The sequence below is a fragment of the Methanopyrus sp. genome, assembly GCF_053997775.1.
In genome coordinates, this window is record NZ_JBMXXF010000034.1 from 1 (window position 1) to 14,700 (window position 14,700).

17 protein-coding genes are annotated in these 14,700 nt (G+C 70.3%); 12 read left to right on the plus strand and 5 right to left on the minus strand.

Going from position 1 to position 14,700, the window contains the following annotated elements:
- Positions 1 to 284: isocitrate/isopropylmalate family dehydrogenase (locus ACXJJV_RS05190; RefSeq protein ID WP_456467121.1), on the plus strand; the 284-nt coding region annotated here is incomplete at its 5' end.
- Here ACXJJV_RS05190 and ACXJJV_RS05195 read toward each other — a convergent pair.
- Positions 265 to 582, minus strand: coding sequence for a hypothetical protein (locus ACXJJV_RS05195; protein ID WP_456467122.1), 318 nt, complete (start codon positions 580 to 582; stop codon positions 265 to 267). The genes ACXJJV_RS05190 and ACXJJV_RS05195 overlap by 20 nt on opposite strands.
- A 24-nt stretch (positions 583 to 606) precedes the next feature.
- Here ACXJJV_RS05195 and ACXJJV_RS05200 point away from each other — a divergent pair, with 24 nt between their 5' ends.
- On the plus strand, positions 607 to 1,317 hold the full coding sequence (locus tag ACXJJV_RS05200) for a hypothetical protein (protein WP_456467123.1): 711 nt from the start codon (positions 607 to 609) through the stop codon (positions 1,315 to 1,317).
- 13 nt (positions 1,318 to 1,330) lie between these two features.
- Positions 1,331 to 2,536, plus strand: a complete 1,206-nt coding sequence (gene trpB, locus ACXJJV_RS05205; RefSeq protein ID WP_456467124.1) for a tryptophan synthase subunit beta — start codon at positions 1,331 to 1,333, stop codon at positions 2,534 to 2,536.
- Here the strand turns inward: trpB and ACXJJV_RS05210 are convergent.
- Positions 2,533 to 2,919, minus strand: a complete 387-nt coding sequence (locus ACXJJV_RS05210) for a V4R domain-containing protein (RefSeq protein ID WP_456467125.1) — start codon at positions 2,917 to 2,919, stop codon at positions 2,533 to 2,535. The two genes, trpB and ACXJJV_RS05210, sit on opposite strands and share 4 nt — an antisense overlap.
- A gap of 15 nt (positions 2,920 to 2,934) precedes the next feature.
- On the opposite strand from ACXJJV_RS05210, the gene ACXJJV_RS05215 reads away from it, so the two are divergent.
- The 4 genes from ACXJJV_RS05215 to ACXJJV_RS05230 are packed head-to-tail and all read left to right on the plus strand — an operon-like array spanning position 2,935 to position 6,573.
- Complete coding sequence (locus ACXJJV_RS05215; RefSeq protein ID WP_456467126.1) at positions 2,935 to 3,300, plus strand: dihydroneopterin aldolase family protein; 366 nt, start codon at positions 2,935 to 2,937, stop codon at positions 3,298 to 3,300.
- Positions 3,297 to 4,589: an adenylyltransferase/cytidyltransferase family protein gene (locus ACXJJV_RS05220; RefSeq protein ID WP_456467127.1), complete on the plus strand. Its 1,293-nt coding sequence runs from the start codon at positions 3,297 to 3,299 to the stop codon at positions 4,587 to 4,589. The genes ACXJJV_RS05215 and ACXJJV_RS05220 overlap by 4 nt, the downstream gene beginning before the upstream one ends.
- Before the next feature lie 5 nt (positions 4,590 to 4,594).
- Complete coding sequence (locus tag ACXJJV_RS05225) at positions 4,595 to 5,794, plus strand: TIGR04013 family B12-binding domain/radical SAM domain-containing protein (protein ID WP_456467222.1); 1,200 nt, start codon at positions 4,595 to 4,597, stop codon at positions 5,792 to 5,794.
- On the plus strand, positions 5,791 to 6,573 hold the full coding sequence (locus ACXJJV_RS05230; protein ID WP_456467128.1) for a hypothetical protein: 783 nt from the start codon (positions 5,791 to 5,793) through the stop codon (positions 6,571 to 6,573). The genes ACXJJV_RS05225 and ACXJJV_RS05230 overlap by 4 nt, the downstream gene beginning before the upstream one ends.
- Here ACXJJV_RS05230 and purQ read toward each other — a convergent pair.
- The 3 genes from purQ to purC all read right to left on the minus strand — a co-directional run bounded on the left by purQ (position 6,543) and on the right by purC (position 8,279).
- Positions 6,543 to 7,223 carry a phosphoribosylformylglycinamidine synthase I gene (gene purQ / locus ACXJJV_RS05235; protein ID WP_456467129.1) on the minus strand — a complete coding sequence of 227 codons (681 nt, stop codon included), beginning with the start codon at positions 7,221 to 7,223 and terminating at the stop codon, positions 6,543 to 6,545. The genes ACXJJV_RS05230 and purQ overlap by 31 nt on opposite strands.
- 67 nt (positions 7,224 to 7,290) lie before the next feature.
- Positions 7,291 to 7,545, minus strand: a complete 255-nt coding sequence (gene purS, locus ACXJJV_RS05240; protein ID WP_456467130.1) for a phosphoribosylformylglycinamidine synthase subunit PurS — start codon at positions 7,543 to 7,545, stop codon at positions 7,291 to 7,293.
- Positions 7,542 to 8,279, minus strand: a complete 738-nt coding sequence (gene purC / locus ACXJJV_RS05245; protein ID WP_456467223.1) for a phosphoribosylaminoimidazolesuccinocarboxamide synthase — start codon at positions 8,277 to 8,279, stop codon at positions 7,542 to 7,544. The genes purS and purC overlap by 4 nt, the downstream gene beginning before the upstream one ends.
- A gap of 105 nt (positions 8,280 to 8,384) precedes the next feature.
- Between purC and ACXJJV_RS05250 the strand changes: the two genes are divergently transcribed.
- Genes ACXJJV_RS05250 through ACXJJV_RS05270 form a run of 5 tightly spaced genes read left to right on the plus strand, consistent with a single transcriptional unit; the run spans position 8,385 to position 14,700 of the window.
- On the plus strand, positions 8,385 to 9,635 hold the full coding sequence (locus ACXJJV_RS05250; protein WP_456467131.1) for an FIST signal transduction protein: 1,251 nt from the start codon (positions 8,385 to 8,387) through the stop codon (positions 9,633 to 9,635).
- Between the two features lie 59 nt (positions 9,636 to 9,694).
- On the plus strand, positions 9,695 to 10,834 hold the full coding sequence (locus tag ACXJJV_RS05255) for a DUF2117 domain-containing protein (RefSeq protein WP_456467224.1): 1,140 nt from the start codon (positions 9,695 to 9,697) through the stop codon (positions 10,832 to 10,834).
- Between the two features lie 38 nt (positions 10,835 to 10,872).
- Positions 10,873 to 11,850 (plus strand): methanogenesis marker 2 protein, encoded by a 978-nt coding sequence (locus tag ACXJJV_RS05260; RefSeq protein WP_456467132.1) that lies wholly within the window; start codon positions 10,873 to 10,875, stop codon positions 11,848 to 11,850.
- A gap of 7 nt (positions 11,851 to 11,857) precedes the next feature.
- Entirely contained in the window at positions 11,858 to 13,378 is a 1,521-nt protein-coding gene (mmp3, locus tag ACXJJV_RS05265) for a methyl-coenzyme M reductase-associated protein Mmp3 (protein ID WP_456467225.1), read from the plus strand.
- Complete coding sequence (locus ACXJJV_RS05270; RefSeq protein WP_456467133.1) at positions 13,375 to 14,700, plus strand: methyl-coenzyme M reductase glutamine C-methyltransferase; 1,326 nt, start codon at positions 13,375 to 13,377, stop codon at positions 14,698 to 14,700. The genes mmp3 and ACXJJV_RS05270 overlap by 4 nt, the downstream gene beginning before the upstream one ends.

Genomic DNA, 14,700 nt, shown 5'->3' on the forward strand with positions numbered 1-14,700 from the left:
CGCCGAGCGCGAACGTGGGGGACGAGCACGCGCTGTTCGAGCCCGTGCACGGGTCCGCCCCCGACATCGCCGGCAAGGGCATCGCCAACCCCCTCGCCGCCATCCTCTCCGCCGCCATGATGCTCGAGTGGCTCGGGGAGAAGGAGGCGGCGGAGGCCGTCTGGGAGGCCGTCGGTGATGCCATCCGGGAGCGGTGCGTGACCCCGGACCTGGGCGGGGACAAGCGGACGATGGAGGTCGCCGAGTTCGTGCGGGAGCGGGCCCTCAGCCGGGTCCGGAGCTAGCCCCGGACCCGGGGCCTCCTCCACCTGACGACGGGCCCGGGCCGCCCGACTGCGATCCCCCGCCCCCGGACTCGCTCCCGGACACGCCCACGTCCTTCACCTTCACCCGCTCCGCGATGTGCGAGGGCGAGACCGGGTGGGGCTTCCGGTGCTTCAGCTCCGGGGGCAGGGTCACCTTGCTCTTCTCCCGCTCCTTCAGTACCTCCTCCTTCGCGGGTGAAACGCTGATGAACCCGGCGGCCGCCCCGATCAGGAACCCGAGGACGGCGGTCACCTTCAGCAGGGTGGGGGCCCGCACTCCCGACCACCCCGGGGTTCGTCCATGCCCTCGGTCAAAATGACCATTGGGGCGAGCGGGGCCGCGGAGGCCGCGCTCAACGGCGACGTGGTGGTCGTGGTGGACGTGGTCAACACCTCCTCCGCCGCGGAGGTCGCCCTTCGGGGCGGCGCCATCGAGGTGCTCGGGGCCGCCCCCGACCGCGCCTACGAGGTCCTGGTGAGGAAGCGGGCCTCCAAGTACCCGTTCGCGGACGCGCCGAAGGGCGTGGACCCGGTGGAGCGGGGTCGGGAGGCGGGCCGCCTCGCCGTGGAGCACGACGCGGAGGTGGTGCTGGTGGTGGACGGCGGCGAGGAGAACGCTCGGATGGCCCGGCAGGGCGTGGAGGAAGAGGGGGCCGAGATCGCCGAGATCGTGCCCAACGCGGGCCCTCGAATCAAGGACGTGGTCGACCTCTCCGACCGGGTCTTCCTCTTCGTCACCGCCACGGGGGGCACCCTGTACGACGTGGCCCGCACGCACGGGGCGCCCGCAGTCACCTTCGGCACGGTCGTGCGACGCTCCCTGATCCGCGCGTGCGCGGAGCGGGCCGTCCGGCTGTCCGAGCGCTACGGATCCGGGATCACCATCGTCGCCTCCTCCATCTTCGCCCCCGAGGACCTCGACGCGGGCGCCCGCATCTTCGAGGAGGTCTGCAAGGTCATCACCGAAAACGTCTGCGAGGAGCGGTTCGAGGAGATCGTCAGCTCCCTGTGAGGGGGCTCCCCGGTTGGGCTACGTCGACCGGTACCCGGACGAGGACGGCTACTTCGGCGAGTACGGCGGCCGCTTCGTGCCGGAGACCCTGATGCCCGCGCTCGAGGAGCTGGAGGACGCGTTCAAGGAAGCGCGCGAGGACCCCGGCTTCTGGGAGGAGCTCGAGGAGCTGTGGCGCAAGTACGCGGGCCGCCCCACCCCGCTGTACCACGCCCGGAACCTCTCTCGGCGGCTCGGCGTGAAGGTGTACCTCAAGCGGGAGGACCTCGTGCACGGGGGCGCGCACAAGCTCAACAACACGCTGGGCCAGGCCCTCCTGGCCGACCGGATGGGTAAGGACCGGCTCATCGCCGAGACGGGCGCGGGCCAGCACGGGCTCGCCACGGCCATGGCGGGCGCGGCCCTGGGCAAGAAGGTCGAGATCTACATGGGCGCGGTGGACGTGGAGCGCCAGAAGCACAACGTGTTCCGGATGGAGCTCATGGGGGCCAAGGTCCACCCGGTCAAGGCCGGGACTCAGACGCTCAAGGACGCGATCAACGAGGCGCTCCGCGACTGGATCACGAACCTGGAGACCACGCATTACCTCCTCGGCTCCGTCGTGGGACCGCACCCGTACCCCTGGATGGTCCGCGAGTTCCAGCGCGTGATCGGCCGGGAGACCAAGGAGCAAATCCAGCGCGCCGAGGGAGGACTCCCCGACGCGATCGTGGCCTGTACGGGCGGGGGCAGCAACTCGATCGGGATCTTCTACGAGTTCCTGGACGACGAGGAGGTCGCCCTGTACGCGGTCGAGGCCGCGGGCAAGGGACTGGACACGGGCGAGCACGCGGCCTCCCTGTGCGCGGGCGAGACCGGGGTCCTCCACGGGTGCCGCACCAAGGTCCTGCAGGACGAGCACGGCCAGATCCGAACCACCCACAGCATCGCCCCGGGGCTCGACTACCCGGGCGTCGGCCCCGAGCTGGCGTTCCTAGTCGACGAAGGTCGCGTCGTTGCGGACGCGGTCACGGACGAGGAGGCGCTCAAAGGCTTCGTAATGCTCAACGAGACGGAGGGTATCCTACCCGCGCTCGAGTCCGCGCACGCGGTGTACTACGTGAAGAAGCTGGTGGACCGGGGCGAGCTGGACCGGGGTGACGTCGTGGTCGTCAACCTCTCCGGCCGCGGGGACAAGGACGTGAGGATCGCGGCCCGGGAGCTGGGCGTGTCCATCTAGGACCTAGGCCGGATCCGGAACTCGCAGTGGTCATCCCCGGACAACCGGCACCGCTCCTCCTCCACCTCCATCTCCACGTCGTAGTACAGCTCCGCCAGCTTCCGGAAGAGCGCCGCCTCGAACCGGCACGCCGGATCCTCCACCTCCACGTCCGGGTTCTCCTCGTAAAAGTCCGAGGTCACCGTCTCGTCCACCCTCACCACGATCTCCCGCACCTCGTCCCCCTCCTTCTCCACCTCGATGTCCACGCCCTCCATCCCCAGGCTCTCCAGCGTTTCAATCAGCTCCTCCAGCGAGTCCCAACCCTTCCGGTAGATGATCTCGGCGAACTCCTCCCCCTTCTCCTCCGACTCCTCCTCCAGCTCCTCAAACGACAGCTTCAACCGGGGGACCCCCGCTTGAGGCACTTTAAGACCCTCACCGACCGGGAGCGGGCCATCTTTGAGGCCGGAATTACCCTGGGCGCCATTTATCATCAATTCTCCGGTACGCCCGTCTCCCCCGAGACCGCGAGGGACGTGGCCCGCTGCATCGAGCGCGCCGCCGAGCTGCAACCCTGCGTCGAGCGGGTCAGCGTCGACATCGACGTGAGCGAGCGGGACACCGAGAACTACGGCGGATACACCGAGGTCTCCGGGCGCAACCTCCGCGTCCGGCTCGTCACCCGATGCGGGGACTGGGAGGCCGTGGCCCGCCTGGAGTACGTGGAGGAGCTGGAGTACCCCCTCATGTGGATCGAGGAGGTCCGGAGGGTGCGCGATTGACCGTCGTAGGCATCGCCGCGGACTTCGACCCTCCCCACCGCGGACACGCGTACCTCCTCGAACGCGCCGCCGAGCTCGGGGAGGAAGTTATCGTCTTCCTCAACGCGGACTACACCGCCCACCACACCCCACCCCTCCTACCATACGAGCTCCGCGCCGAGATCGTCCTCGAGCTCGGCGCCGACGACGTGCGACCGGTGCGCGGGTACCACCAGCGCTTCCCCCTGGCCTACACGGTCCCCGTACGCGTCGCCACCATGGCCGAGGCCGGCGTGGACGTCATCCTGGACGCCGGTCCCCGACGGGACCTGGAGGAGGTCCGACGCCACGCCGAGCGGGTCCTCAAGCGGGGCGACCTCTTCTCCATCCCCAAGACCGTGCCCGCGAGGAACCTCGTCCGGTGGCTGGCCGCCGTGGAGCTGGTCAACCGGCGACTGGGCACGGACGTGGAGCTCAGGATCGTGCCGGAGCTGCCCGGGCACTCGGGCCGCCGGATCCGGGCCGCCCTCCGCCGCGCCGACTACTCGCCCGACGCCCTGAACGGGCTCCGCCGTCACCTCCCGGACGAAACGTTCAGAAGGCTGAAACGTTACCTGTCCCGGGAGCGTCCCCCCATCGCCCGGAGGGAGCGACTCGTCCGCACCGCCAACGCGGCGGGCCCGGATCGCATTTGTAGCGTCGCGCACGTGAACACCCTGGCCGCCCGGGAGCTCCTCCGCGGCCGCCCCTTCCGCGACGAGCGGCAGCTCTGGGGCGCCCTCAGGCGCGCCGGGTACGGCTCCGTGCTCACCCGACTCGCCCTCGCCAACCTGGAGTGCCGCGTCACCTCCGAGGAACTCGCCCGAACCGCCCTGGAGTGGGTCACCCAGGGTCTCGTACCCCCAGGTCAGAGCCCCCACCGCATGTACGAGCGCGACTGGTTCGTCGCCCGACTCTCCGCCGCCGGCGTGCCCGCCAGGACCGCCGACCGCCTCTTCCGCCGCGCGGACTCCTACCGGGAGGCCGCCGACCGGGCCCGCGAGCGCTACCGACTCGACCCCGGGAGACCGCGACGCAGCGTCCGCATCGGCTCGGCGGGCGCCCCGGACGGCGCGTACCGACCGGCCGTGAACGCCCGAGGGATCTTCGGCGTGCTCGCGGACGGTGAGTTCCTCCGGCTGGAGCTCACCGCCTTCGGGGCCACCCTGCTGCGCTACGTCATCGACGACCCGTTCGTCGACGCCCGGGTCCGCGTGGAGGACGGGGAGGCCTGGCTCGAGGCCTTTCCCGGGGGTCCCGACTGGCCTTGAGGACCGTGTGGTTCCTCCTGCACTCCAAGAACCGGTACAGCCTCGCCCACGTGCTCGGCGCGATCGAGGTGGAGGCACCGGAACTGCTCCCCCACGTCCGGGTCTCCAGGCGCCCGAGGCCGCGCGAAGGCGACGTGCTCGTCTGCTCGTTCAACACCTTCATGGCCGCCGAGGTGTTCGAGCTGGTGGAGCGGCTCCCGGAGGACGTGATCACGGTCGCCGGCGGCCCCCACCCCTCGGCGCGCCCCGACCAGTGCCTGGAGCGCGGGTTCGACCTCGTCCTGATCGGCGAGGGGGAGCGGGTGGTCCCGGAGGTCCTGCGGGAGCTCGCCCGGGGCCGAATGCCGGAGGAGCACCCGGGCGTGTACCGTGGGGAGGGGAGGCCCGAGCCCGCGCCCCGCGTCGAGCGGCTGGAGCGGTACCCGCCGTACTCCGAGGAGTTCCGCCTCTTCTGCCCCATCGAGATCACCCGAGGATGCCCCTGGGGCTGCGCGTTCTGCCAGGTCAGCCGGCTCTTCGGCCGACGACCGCGGCACCGACCCGTGGAGGACGTCGTCCGGTGGGTCCGCCGGGGGGTCGAGCGCGGGCACGCGTTCGCCCGCTTCGTCGCCCCGGACGCCCTGGCCTACGGCTCGCCCGACGGCCGCCGGCTGCGGCCGGAGAAGGTGGAGCGGCTGCTCCGCGAGCTCCGGTCCGTGGACGGGCTCGAGCGGGTTTACTTCGGCAGCTTCCCGGCCGAGGTGCGGCCGGACTCGCTGGTCCGCGCCGACGGGGCCGAGCTCATCGCCCACTACGCGGACAACGAGCGGGTGAACATGGGGGCGCAGTCCGGCAGCGAGCGCGTGCTCCGCCGGATCGCCCGAGGACACACGGTGGAGGACGTGCGGCGGGCCGTGGACGCGTGCCTGGAGCAGGGCCTCACGCCGGTCGTCGACTTCATCTTCGGCCTACCGGGGGAGACGAGGGAGGACCAGTGGAAGTCCGTGCGGCTGGCGGAGTGGATCATCCGACGGGGCGGCGAGGTGCGCCTGCACTACTTCATGCCGCTGCCGGGAACGCCCCTGGAGGACGCGGAACCCGCCCCGCTGGACCCGGAGATCCGGCGGGTGCTGGGCCGGTGGACGCGGGAGGGGAAGGCGGAGGGAGCCTGGGGCCACCAGATGAGGCTGTCCAAAATGGCCCGCAAGGTGCTGGCGGAGCCTTGACGGAGGAAGAGGTGCGCGTGACGGTCCTGTTTCCAAGGTCGATGGAGCGTCGGGTGCTCTCCGCCCTGAGGGACCTGACGCCCTTCCTCCGAGAGACCGTCGGCGTCGAGGAGCTGGGCCTGGGCACGGTAGAGGAGCCGGAGGAGTACGCCCGGTGGCTGGCGCGCCGGGTCAGCGATCACGTGGCGGAGGAGGTGCTCCACTCGCTCCTCGGCAACGCGGGCGCCCTGGCCGTCCGCGTTGACGAGCTGGAGTACCACGTGATCGTGGGCCCCGCCTACGATTCTCGACGGTTCCTGCGGGCCGGCCTGGCGCACGAGTTCGCCCACATCCTCCAGCACCGAATGGGCCTGTTCCCGAGCGGGCTCCGGGCCCCGGCCGGCGCCGCGCGCTCGATCCTTCTGCCCCTGGAGGTGGGGGCGGAGGAGCTGGTCCTGCGCCGGCTCCCGGAGGTGGGTGAGGACAGAATCGAGCTGGCCTGCCGAGAGGGGTCCGAGTGGCGGCGAACGGGGGACCCGCTCCTGGACCTGGAGAACGCGCTCATCGCCGCCCCGGTGAACCTGGCGCTAAGGAGGCTGGGACGGGAGACCCGGGTTCCGGAACCCCGGGTGGACGACGAGGAGGTCTCCGCCGCGCGGCGCCGGCTCGTGCGCTCGGCCGCCCGAGTCGACCCGTGGGACCGGGAGCAGGTGCGCGAGTACGTGGAGTGGGCGTCCGGGTGGCTCCTCCGCTGGCTCGCCGACCTCGACTACCCGCGGCACCACTCCACCAACGACTGAAACAGGCGAAGCCCGTCCTCGGACCCCTGCAACCGGTGCGCGGCCCGCTCCGGGTGCGGCATCATCCCCAGGACGTTGCCCTCACGGTTGACCACCCCGGTGATGCCCCGAACCGAGCCGTTCGGATTGTACCGGTCGTCAACCTCGCCGTCCGGCCCGCAGAACCGGAACACGACCCGGTCCTCCACCTGGTCCGGATCCTCCACGTAGTACCGCCCCTCCGCGTGCGCGATCGGGATCCGAAGCACCTCACCCTCCCGGTACCTACCCGTGAACGGCGTGTCCGCGCGCTCCACCCGGAGGTGCACCCAGTCGCAGATGAACCGGTTACCACGGTTGACCGTCAGCGTGCCGGGGATCAACCCCGCCTCCGCCAGGATCTGCATCCCGTTGCACACGCCCAGCACCGGGCGCCCCTCCTCCGCGAACTCCCGCACCTCCTCCATGATCGGGGACCGGGCGGCGATGGCCCCGGCCCGCACGTAGTCCCCGTAGGTGAACCCGCCCGGGATGATGACCGCGTCGTACTCGGCCAGCCCCCCGTCCTCGTGCCACACGAACTCCGCCTCCGCGCCCGCCCGCTCCACGGCCCAGGCCATCTCGAGGTCGCAGTTGGTACCCGGGAACCGAAGGACCGCAACGCGGACCAACCGAAGACCCCCGATGACGACGACCCACGGGGCCGAGCGGGTGACGAGTCCCAAGTACGCCGAGGGGTCACTCCACCACCTCGATCTCGTAGTCCTCCACCACCGGGTTCGCCAGCAGCCTCCGGCACATCTCGTCCACCAGCTCCACGGCCTCGTCCTCGTCGTCCACGTCCAGCTCGATCCGGTAGACCTTCGCCGTCCGCACGTCGCTGACCTCCTCGTACCCCAACCGGCGCAACGCCCGCTTCACCGTCTCCCCCTCCGGATCCAGCGCCTTCGGCTTCAGACTCACCCGCACCTCGACCGTGACCAATCCCCTCACCCCGGCAGCATCGCGAGCTTCTCCTCGTCCCCCTCCAGGATGCGCCTCGCCGCCTCCAGGTACCCCGCCAGGACGTCCCCCTTATCCTCCCGGAAGATGTCCTTGTCCAGGCTCTCCCGCGTCTCCGCGTCCCAGAACCGGCACGTGTCCGGGCTGATCTCATCCCCCACGACGATCTCCCCGTCCGGGTTCACCCCGAACTCCAGCTTGAAATCGACCAGAATGATCCCCCTATCCTCCAGGAACTCCGACAGCACCTCGTTTACCCTCAACGTCAGCTCCCGCATCCGCTCGACCTCATCTTCGGACGCCAGCCCCAGCGCTCGGATATGATCCATGTTCACCATCGGATCACCGTACTCGTCGCTCTTGTAGTCGAACTCCACGATCGGCGGGTCCAGCTCCTCCCCCTCCTCGAACGGCAGGCGCTTCACGAGACTCCCCGTCGCGATGTTCCGGCAGATTACCTCCAGCTTGAACATGTCCAACCGCTCCACGACCATCCGCCGCTCATCCACCAGCTCCACGTAGTGCGTCGGCACCCCCTCATCCTCCAACACCTCGAACAGCCGGGCCGAGATCAGGCAGTTGCAGACGCCCTTCCCCTCCACCCGATCCACCTTCTCCATGTCAAAGGCCGTGATGTCGTCTCGGAACTCCATCACCAGCAGGTCGTCCTCCTCCGGGTGCTCGTAGAGACTCTTCGCCTTCCCCTCGTACACCAGGCGCCCCATCTCCAAGTCCCACCACCCCGAATCCACGAACGCTAAACGCGGACACCCGGTGACGCCGTTATTAACCCTCCCACGTAACTTACCGGTTTATCATGGGGAACCTCCGTGCTCGGGGGAACGACGATCGAAGTCGGCGTCAGCCACGGGAAGGACCCGCACGCCGCGATCGAGGACGCGCTGGACCAGCTCTCCGAGGACCCGAACCTGGCCCTGGTCTTCTTCTCCCCCCGACACGCGGACGAGATCGAGGCGGCGCTCGAGCAGCTCCCCGACGGGTGCCGCAGCCTGGGCTGTTCCACCGCGGGCGAGCTCACCCCGGACGGCTACACGCAGGGTGAGGTGGTGGTCGCGCTCATCCGGAGCCCCTACATGGTCCTCGAGACGCACCGGATCACCTTCGACAGCGAGGACCCGAAGCGCGCCCGCGAGGTGGGCCGCCGCTTCGTCATGGAGGCGATCGAGAAGCTGCGCAACCCGGGCCCGTGCCTGGACATCACCTTCAACGCGCTGCTCCGCAGCCTGATGGCGGGCCGACCCGCCCGCGCGCTTCCCTACTTCATGATCGAGCTCGTCGACGGGCTCTTCCCCTCGATCGATTACTACATGGACGGGATCGGTGAGGTCGTCCACCGGCTCCACCTGCTCGAGGTGTATGGCGGGGCCGCGGGCGACGACCTGCGGCTCGAGCGCACCTACACGCTCGAGGACGGGAGGCTGTGCCCGGAGAACTCGGCCGTGGTGGCGTTCGGGGTCACGTCGCTCAAGTTCGGGGGCTGCCTTGACTGCGGGTTCGAGCCCGTGCGGGAGGACCGGTTCCCGATCACGGACGCGAGGCCGGAGGAGCGCCGCATCTTCGAGTTCAACGGGGAGCCCGCCGCCGAGTACTACGCCGACGCGGTGGGCGTCCCGGTCGAGCGGCTGGACGATGAGGTATTCATGTGGAACCCGCTCGGCTGGGAGATCTTCGGCGGCCAGATCATCGTCCGGGAGCCCGCCATGGCCGAGGAGGACGGCTCCATGAGGTTCCACTCGCGACCGCCCGCCTCGGGCGCGCTCATCCGGCTCAAGCCCACCCGCGAGGGGATGGCGGAGACGGCGCGGGAGGTCACCGAGCGCGCGATGTACCGGGCCGGCATCGACGACCCCGAGGAGGTGGCCCTGGTCCTCGTCTTCGACTGCGCGCACCGCGACTGCGAGGAGCAGTACGACGCGATCCGCGAGGTCGTGGGGGACGAGGTCCCGATCGTGGGGTTCAAGACGTACGGCGAGCACGGCCATCTGGAGACGGGGCCCGTTGGACACTTCAACCAGACCATCGAGGTGGTCGTCATCGGGCGCGAGCTCGTGACCCGGTAGCCCCTCCCTCCCCCAACCGCCTATCGTTTCGAAACACGTAACGAAGGGGGCGACCCCGGATCCGGGTCGGGCTCGTCCTCCACGGGCCCACCATCATCGACACCGGGTGGGCCGAGCGCCTCCTGGACGCCCTCGAACGACTGGGTGAGGTCCGGGCCAAGCTCGGCGGCACCACCGGGTACGTGGCCCTGCTGGACGCCGGCCTCCAGGACCGAGTCGAGTTCGACCGCAAGCTGCCCAGCGAGTGCCTGGACGAGCTTCACGAATGGGCGGACGCCCTCATCCTGGCCAACCACGGGAAGAGCCGGGAGAGCGGGCTGGCGTTCGCCGAGGGGGTGCTGGCCCGCGCCAAGAGGGTGAACTCGCTGGTCCAGGTGGAGCGGCCCGGGGAGCCGGACGGCGGCCTCGTCCTGTGGAGCCCCGGCGAGCCGGAACGCCGGGTCGCCCGCCACCTGCGCGACGAGCTGGACCTGCCGGTCGTCGGGACCCGCGAGACTCCCGAGCACTCCGGGTCCTCCCACCGTCGCCGGATCTCGTGCGTGGAGCCCGGGGACCGAATCCTCGTCAACGGGGTCACGGTCGGGGTGTCCGAGTCGAGCGAGGTGGTCCTGGTCTTCGACGACCGCGGGCGGCTGGTGGACATCGAGGGCGGTCGGCTGAAGCCCGAGGGGGTGAGGCGCCTGGGCCGGGTGGACCCCGCCCGCGCGATCGTGAAAACGGACCGTCGCCTCCGCCGGCTGGAGTCGGATCGGCGTCGGGTGGTCCCTCCCCCGGATCGGATCGCCCGGGTGGTGCTGGTGGATCACGACGCGGAGCGCCGGGTGGGGGAGATCCGTCGGGCCGACGCGGTGGTGTCGATCGGGGACGACACGACGGCGGTGTGCGCCGAGCTGGGGGATCGCCTGGGCAGCTGGGTGGTGGGGGTCGTGGACTTGGACCCGGACGGGTGGGTGGTGGATGACACCCTCGAGGCCCTGAATCGGGCCGAGAACCTGCTGTGCCTGCTCGTGTGCCGTCGCGACGATCGCGCCGGTGAGCTGCTAAGGGAGCGGGTGTTCCGCGACGGGCCCCGACTGAGCCTGGACGGGCCGAGGCGGCCGGAGGCCTGGGTCGAGGACCTAATTAGCCTCCTTCGGGGAGCCGGGGAGCTGAGGCGGGTCGTGTGGTCGCCTCGGCGTGAGCTGGGCTCTTCACGCTGAGTCCGACCCGCGACTTCTCCTCATCGGCGGGTGATAACGTGGACCTGGAGCGGTTGGCCCGAGAGCTACGGTCCTTCGAGGGGGTAACGCGGAAGCGCCCCATCCGAACCGTGCTAAGGGGTTTGCTCTCGGAGGCCGTGGGTCCCCTGGAGGGGGAGGTGATCGCCGACGCGGGGGAGGACGCGGCCGCCGTGGACGTCGGTGACCGGATCGCGCTCCTGGCCGCCGACGGGATCTGGGGCCGGCTGATTGAGCGGGATCCGTGGTGGGCCGGGTACTGCTCGGTCCTGGTCAACGTGAACGACGTGCTGGCCATGGGAGGGCTCCCGGTGGGTGTCGTGAACGTCCTCTCCACCTCCGACCCGGACGAGTGCCGGGAGATCCTGCGCGGGATGCGCGAGGCCGCCCGGAAGTTCTCCACCCCGGTGCTGGGCGGTCACACGCACCCGGACACCCCCTACACCGCGGTCGACGCGGCCATCCTGGGGTTCACGGACGAGGACCACCTCGTTCTGAGCTCCACCGCGGAGCCCGGGGACCTGATCGTCTTCGCGATCGACCTCGACGGCCGCCCGTACCCGGAGTTCCCCCTCAACTGGGACACTACGACGGGCAAGGACGAGGAGGAGCTCCGCCGCCAAATGAGGGCCGTCCATCGGGCCTCCAGGCACGTTAAAGCCGGGAAGGACGTGAGCAACCCCGGCCTCGTGGGTACGCTCGCGATGATGCTGGAGGCGAGCGGGGGCCTGGGGGCCGAGGTCCACCTGCCGGACGTTCCCCGGCCCGAGGGAGTGGACCTCCCCACCTGGCTGAAAATGTACCCGGGGATGGGGTTCGTGTACGCGGTGGATGGGGAACGGGAGGCCCGAAGGATCGGGCGAGAACTCTCGGGCTCCGGGCTGACCGCCCGCGTGATCGGCGAGATCACGGACGACGGGATCGTCCGCATCACGGACGGCGAGCGAGAGGCGCGCGTGTTCGACCTGAGGAGCGAGGAGATCATCGGGGTGCGGTAGCTTGCGCGTGTTCGTGGACGGGGAACCGGTCGAGGTCCCGGAGGGGGCCACCGTCCGGGACGCGCTCGAGGAGGCCGGGGTGGAGGTGCCCGACGACGTCGTCATCGCCCTGTTCAAGGGCGAGGAGGAGACGGAGCGCGAGACGGACCGAATCCGGGTCACGATCCGGGAGATCGGCACCATCACGCTCGCCGTCGAGGACGACCGGTTCCGAACCGCGTGCGAGCAGCTCCCCGGGACCCGGGTGACGTGGACCACTCGGGACGAGGTCGCCCTCGGCCCCATCGACGTGTCCGACATTGACTACCGAACCCGCCGCGGGCTCGAGCTACCCCCCTACACGGCCATCGTCGTGCTGCCCACGAACGATCCCACCGAGGCGTACCTGCTCCTCACCCGGCGCCGGATGGCGGTCGAGTACGTTTGCACCGACCTACGCGGCCGCGTGACCGCGGGCCGGGAGCTCCTCGACCGCCTCCAGGGTGGCGAGGAGGTTGAGGACCTCGAGCCGGTCGTGGAGCGCGTGACCCGGCAGGTCCTCTCCAAGGCCACCCCGAACACGCGCCTGGAGGAGGACGACCACCTGTTCACCCGCGTCGTCGTAGAGCTCTCCGAGCGCTCCCCCGACAGCGCCGAGCTGCTCCTGGCCACGCTCGACGCCAACGACGGCCGGCTCGAGGTCAAGATGAAGACGGACACCTTCACGGCCGTCAAAACCCGACCGTTCTACGAGCTCTCGCGCGAGGAGATCGGGCCCCGAGACCGCGGCGTGGTCACCGTCCGCCACGAGGGGAGGAACGAGGGCACCGTCTACTTCTACCGCCGCGACCGGGTGCCCGTGGAGAGCCACAACGTCGTGGGGCGCGTTAAGCGCGGCCTCGAGCTGATCGACGTCGCCACGGAGGGCGATCGAATCCTCGTGGAGACGATCCCGGAGCGCGTGAACTTGGTCGGGCTGACCCTCGAGGAGGCACGGGAGCTGGCGGAAGAGCACGGGTTCGAGCTCGAGATCGAGGGCGAGGGGGACGTGGTGGTCGAGCAGGAGCCCCGCGAAACCCTGCGCGTCCTCGAGGAGGGCCGGGCCAAGGTCAGGGTCGTCCCGAGCGAGGAGGTCATCGACGTCGAGCTCTACGAGGACCGGGCGCCGAAGTCCGTCGAGTACTTCCGGCGCGTGGCCGGCATGCTGGACCGACCGGTCGGCAAGCTCAAGGTCCACTTCGCCTACGCCGACCTCGGCATGGTGGTCTTCGAGGGGGACGAGAAGGAGGGCAAGGGACTGCCCCCGGAGAACACCCCAGAGGAGGTGGTCAAGCCCGGCGACCTGGGCGTGACCAACCAGGTGAAGCCCCACGCGGGGCTGATCGGGGTCCGACTGGAGGAGAGCCGCGAGTACGGACCCACCGGGGAGACCTTCGAGGGGACCAACCTCATCGGTCGGGTCGTCCGGGGACTGGAGCGGCTGGCGGAGCTCGACCAGTCCGACATGGGCAAGACCGTGTACGTGCGGGAGGTGACCGACCGCCGATGACCCTCCGGATCCTGGTCGTCTCCCCGGACTACTACACGTACGGGGCCATGGTGGTCGGCGGCGTCTGCGAGCGGTGGGGGGCCCGCGTCCGGCTCCGCCGCACCCCGGACCCCAAGGCGCTCCGAACCTCGGACCTCGTCATCTTCTCCCTCCACTCCACCCACCACCTTCTCCGAAAGGACGTGATCGAGGCGGTGCGCAAGGCCATCGACGCGGGTCGCAGGGTGATCGTCGGCGGCCCCGTCAGCCAGGTCCCCGAGCTCGTGCTGGAGCGCCTCTCAGGCGTGATCGTGGCCAAAGGGGAGGCGGAGACCGTCCTTCCGCCCCTGCTGGACGCGCTCCGGGAGGGAGGGGACCCCGAGGAGGTGGAGGGGATCGCGCTGAAGCACGATGGGGACCTGGTGGACACGGGGTGGCCGCCCCCCGCCGACCTCGAGGAGCCGAGGCCCCTCAAGGTCCCCCGGGGACTGGACCGACAGGACATCCGTGGGGCGAACGTGTACATCGAGACGCACCGCGGGTGCGCCGGCGCCTGCACGTTCTGCCAGGTGCCGCGCTTCTTCGGCCGGGAGGTGCGCTGGAAGCCCCTTGACGCGATCCTGGAGGAGGTCCGCGCGCTGATGCGGGCGGGCGCCCGCCGGTTCGCGATCTCCGGCGGCACGGTCAACATGTACGGGGACGACGAGGAGGACTTCGCCCGCCTGCTCGCCGCGCTGAGCGACCTCGTGGGCCGCCAGAACCTCTCCGCCCCCGACGTCCGGGCCGACCTCCTGAACGAGCGCGTGCTCGAGGCCATCCGGGACCACACGATCGGGTGGATCTTCCTGGGCGTGGAGAGCGGCAGCGACCGGATGCTCCGACGCATGAAGAAGGGGATCACGACCGACGACGTCCGAGAGGCCGTGTGGCTCGCCCGCCGGGTGGGCGTCCGCGTCGCCGCCTCCCTCATCGTCGGGTACCCGGGCGAGCGGGAGGAGGACGTGGAGGCGACGGAGGAACTGCTCGCCGAGCTCGCGTTCGACGACGCGTTCATCAACGTGGCCGAGCCCATCCCGGGCACGGAGCTGGGCCGACTCGTCACCGAGCTCCCGGAGGAAGAGATCCCCGTCCTGCGACCCGGAAAGCGGATGGAGACCCTGGCCGGGGACCGCGCCCTGCAGCTCCAGCTGACGGCGTTCACGACGCTCAGCCGCCCCGTCCCACTCACCGACGACGTGTACCGCGAGGCGGTCAAGGGCGTGCGGGAGGAGGAGCGCAAGGTCGCCCGCATCACCCGATTCCTCCGCGAGCACGCGCACCTACTGCGGGGCACCGCGCATTGA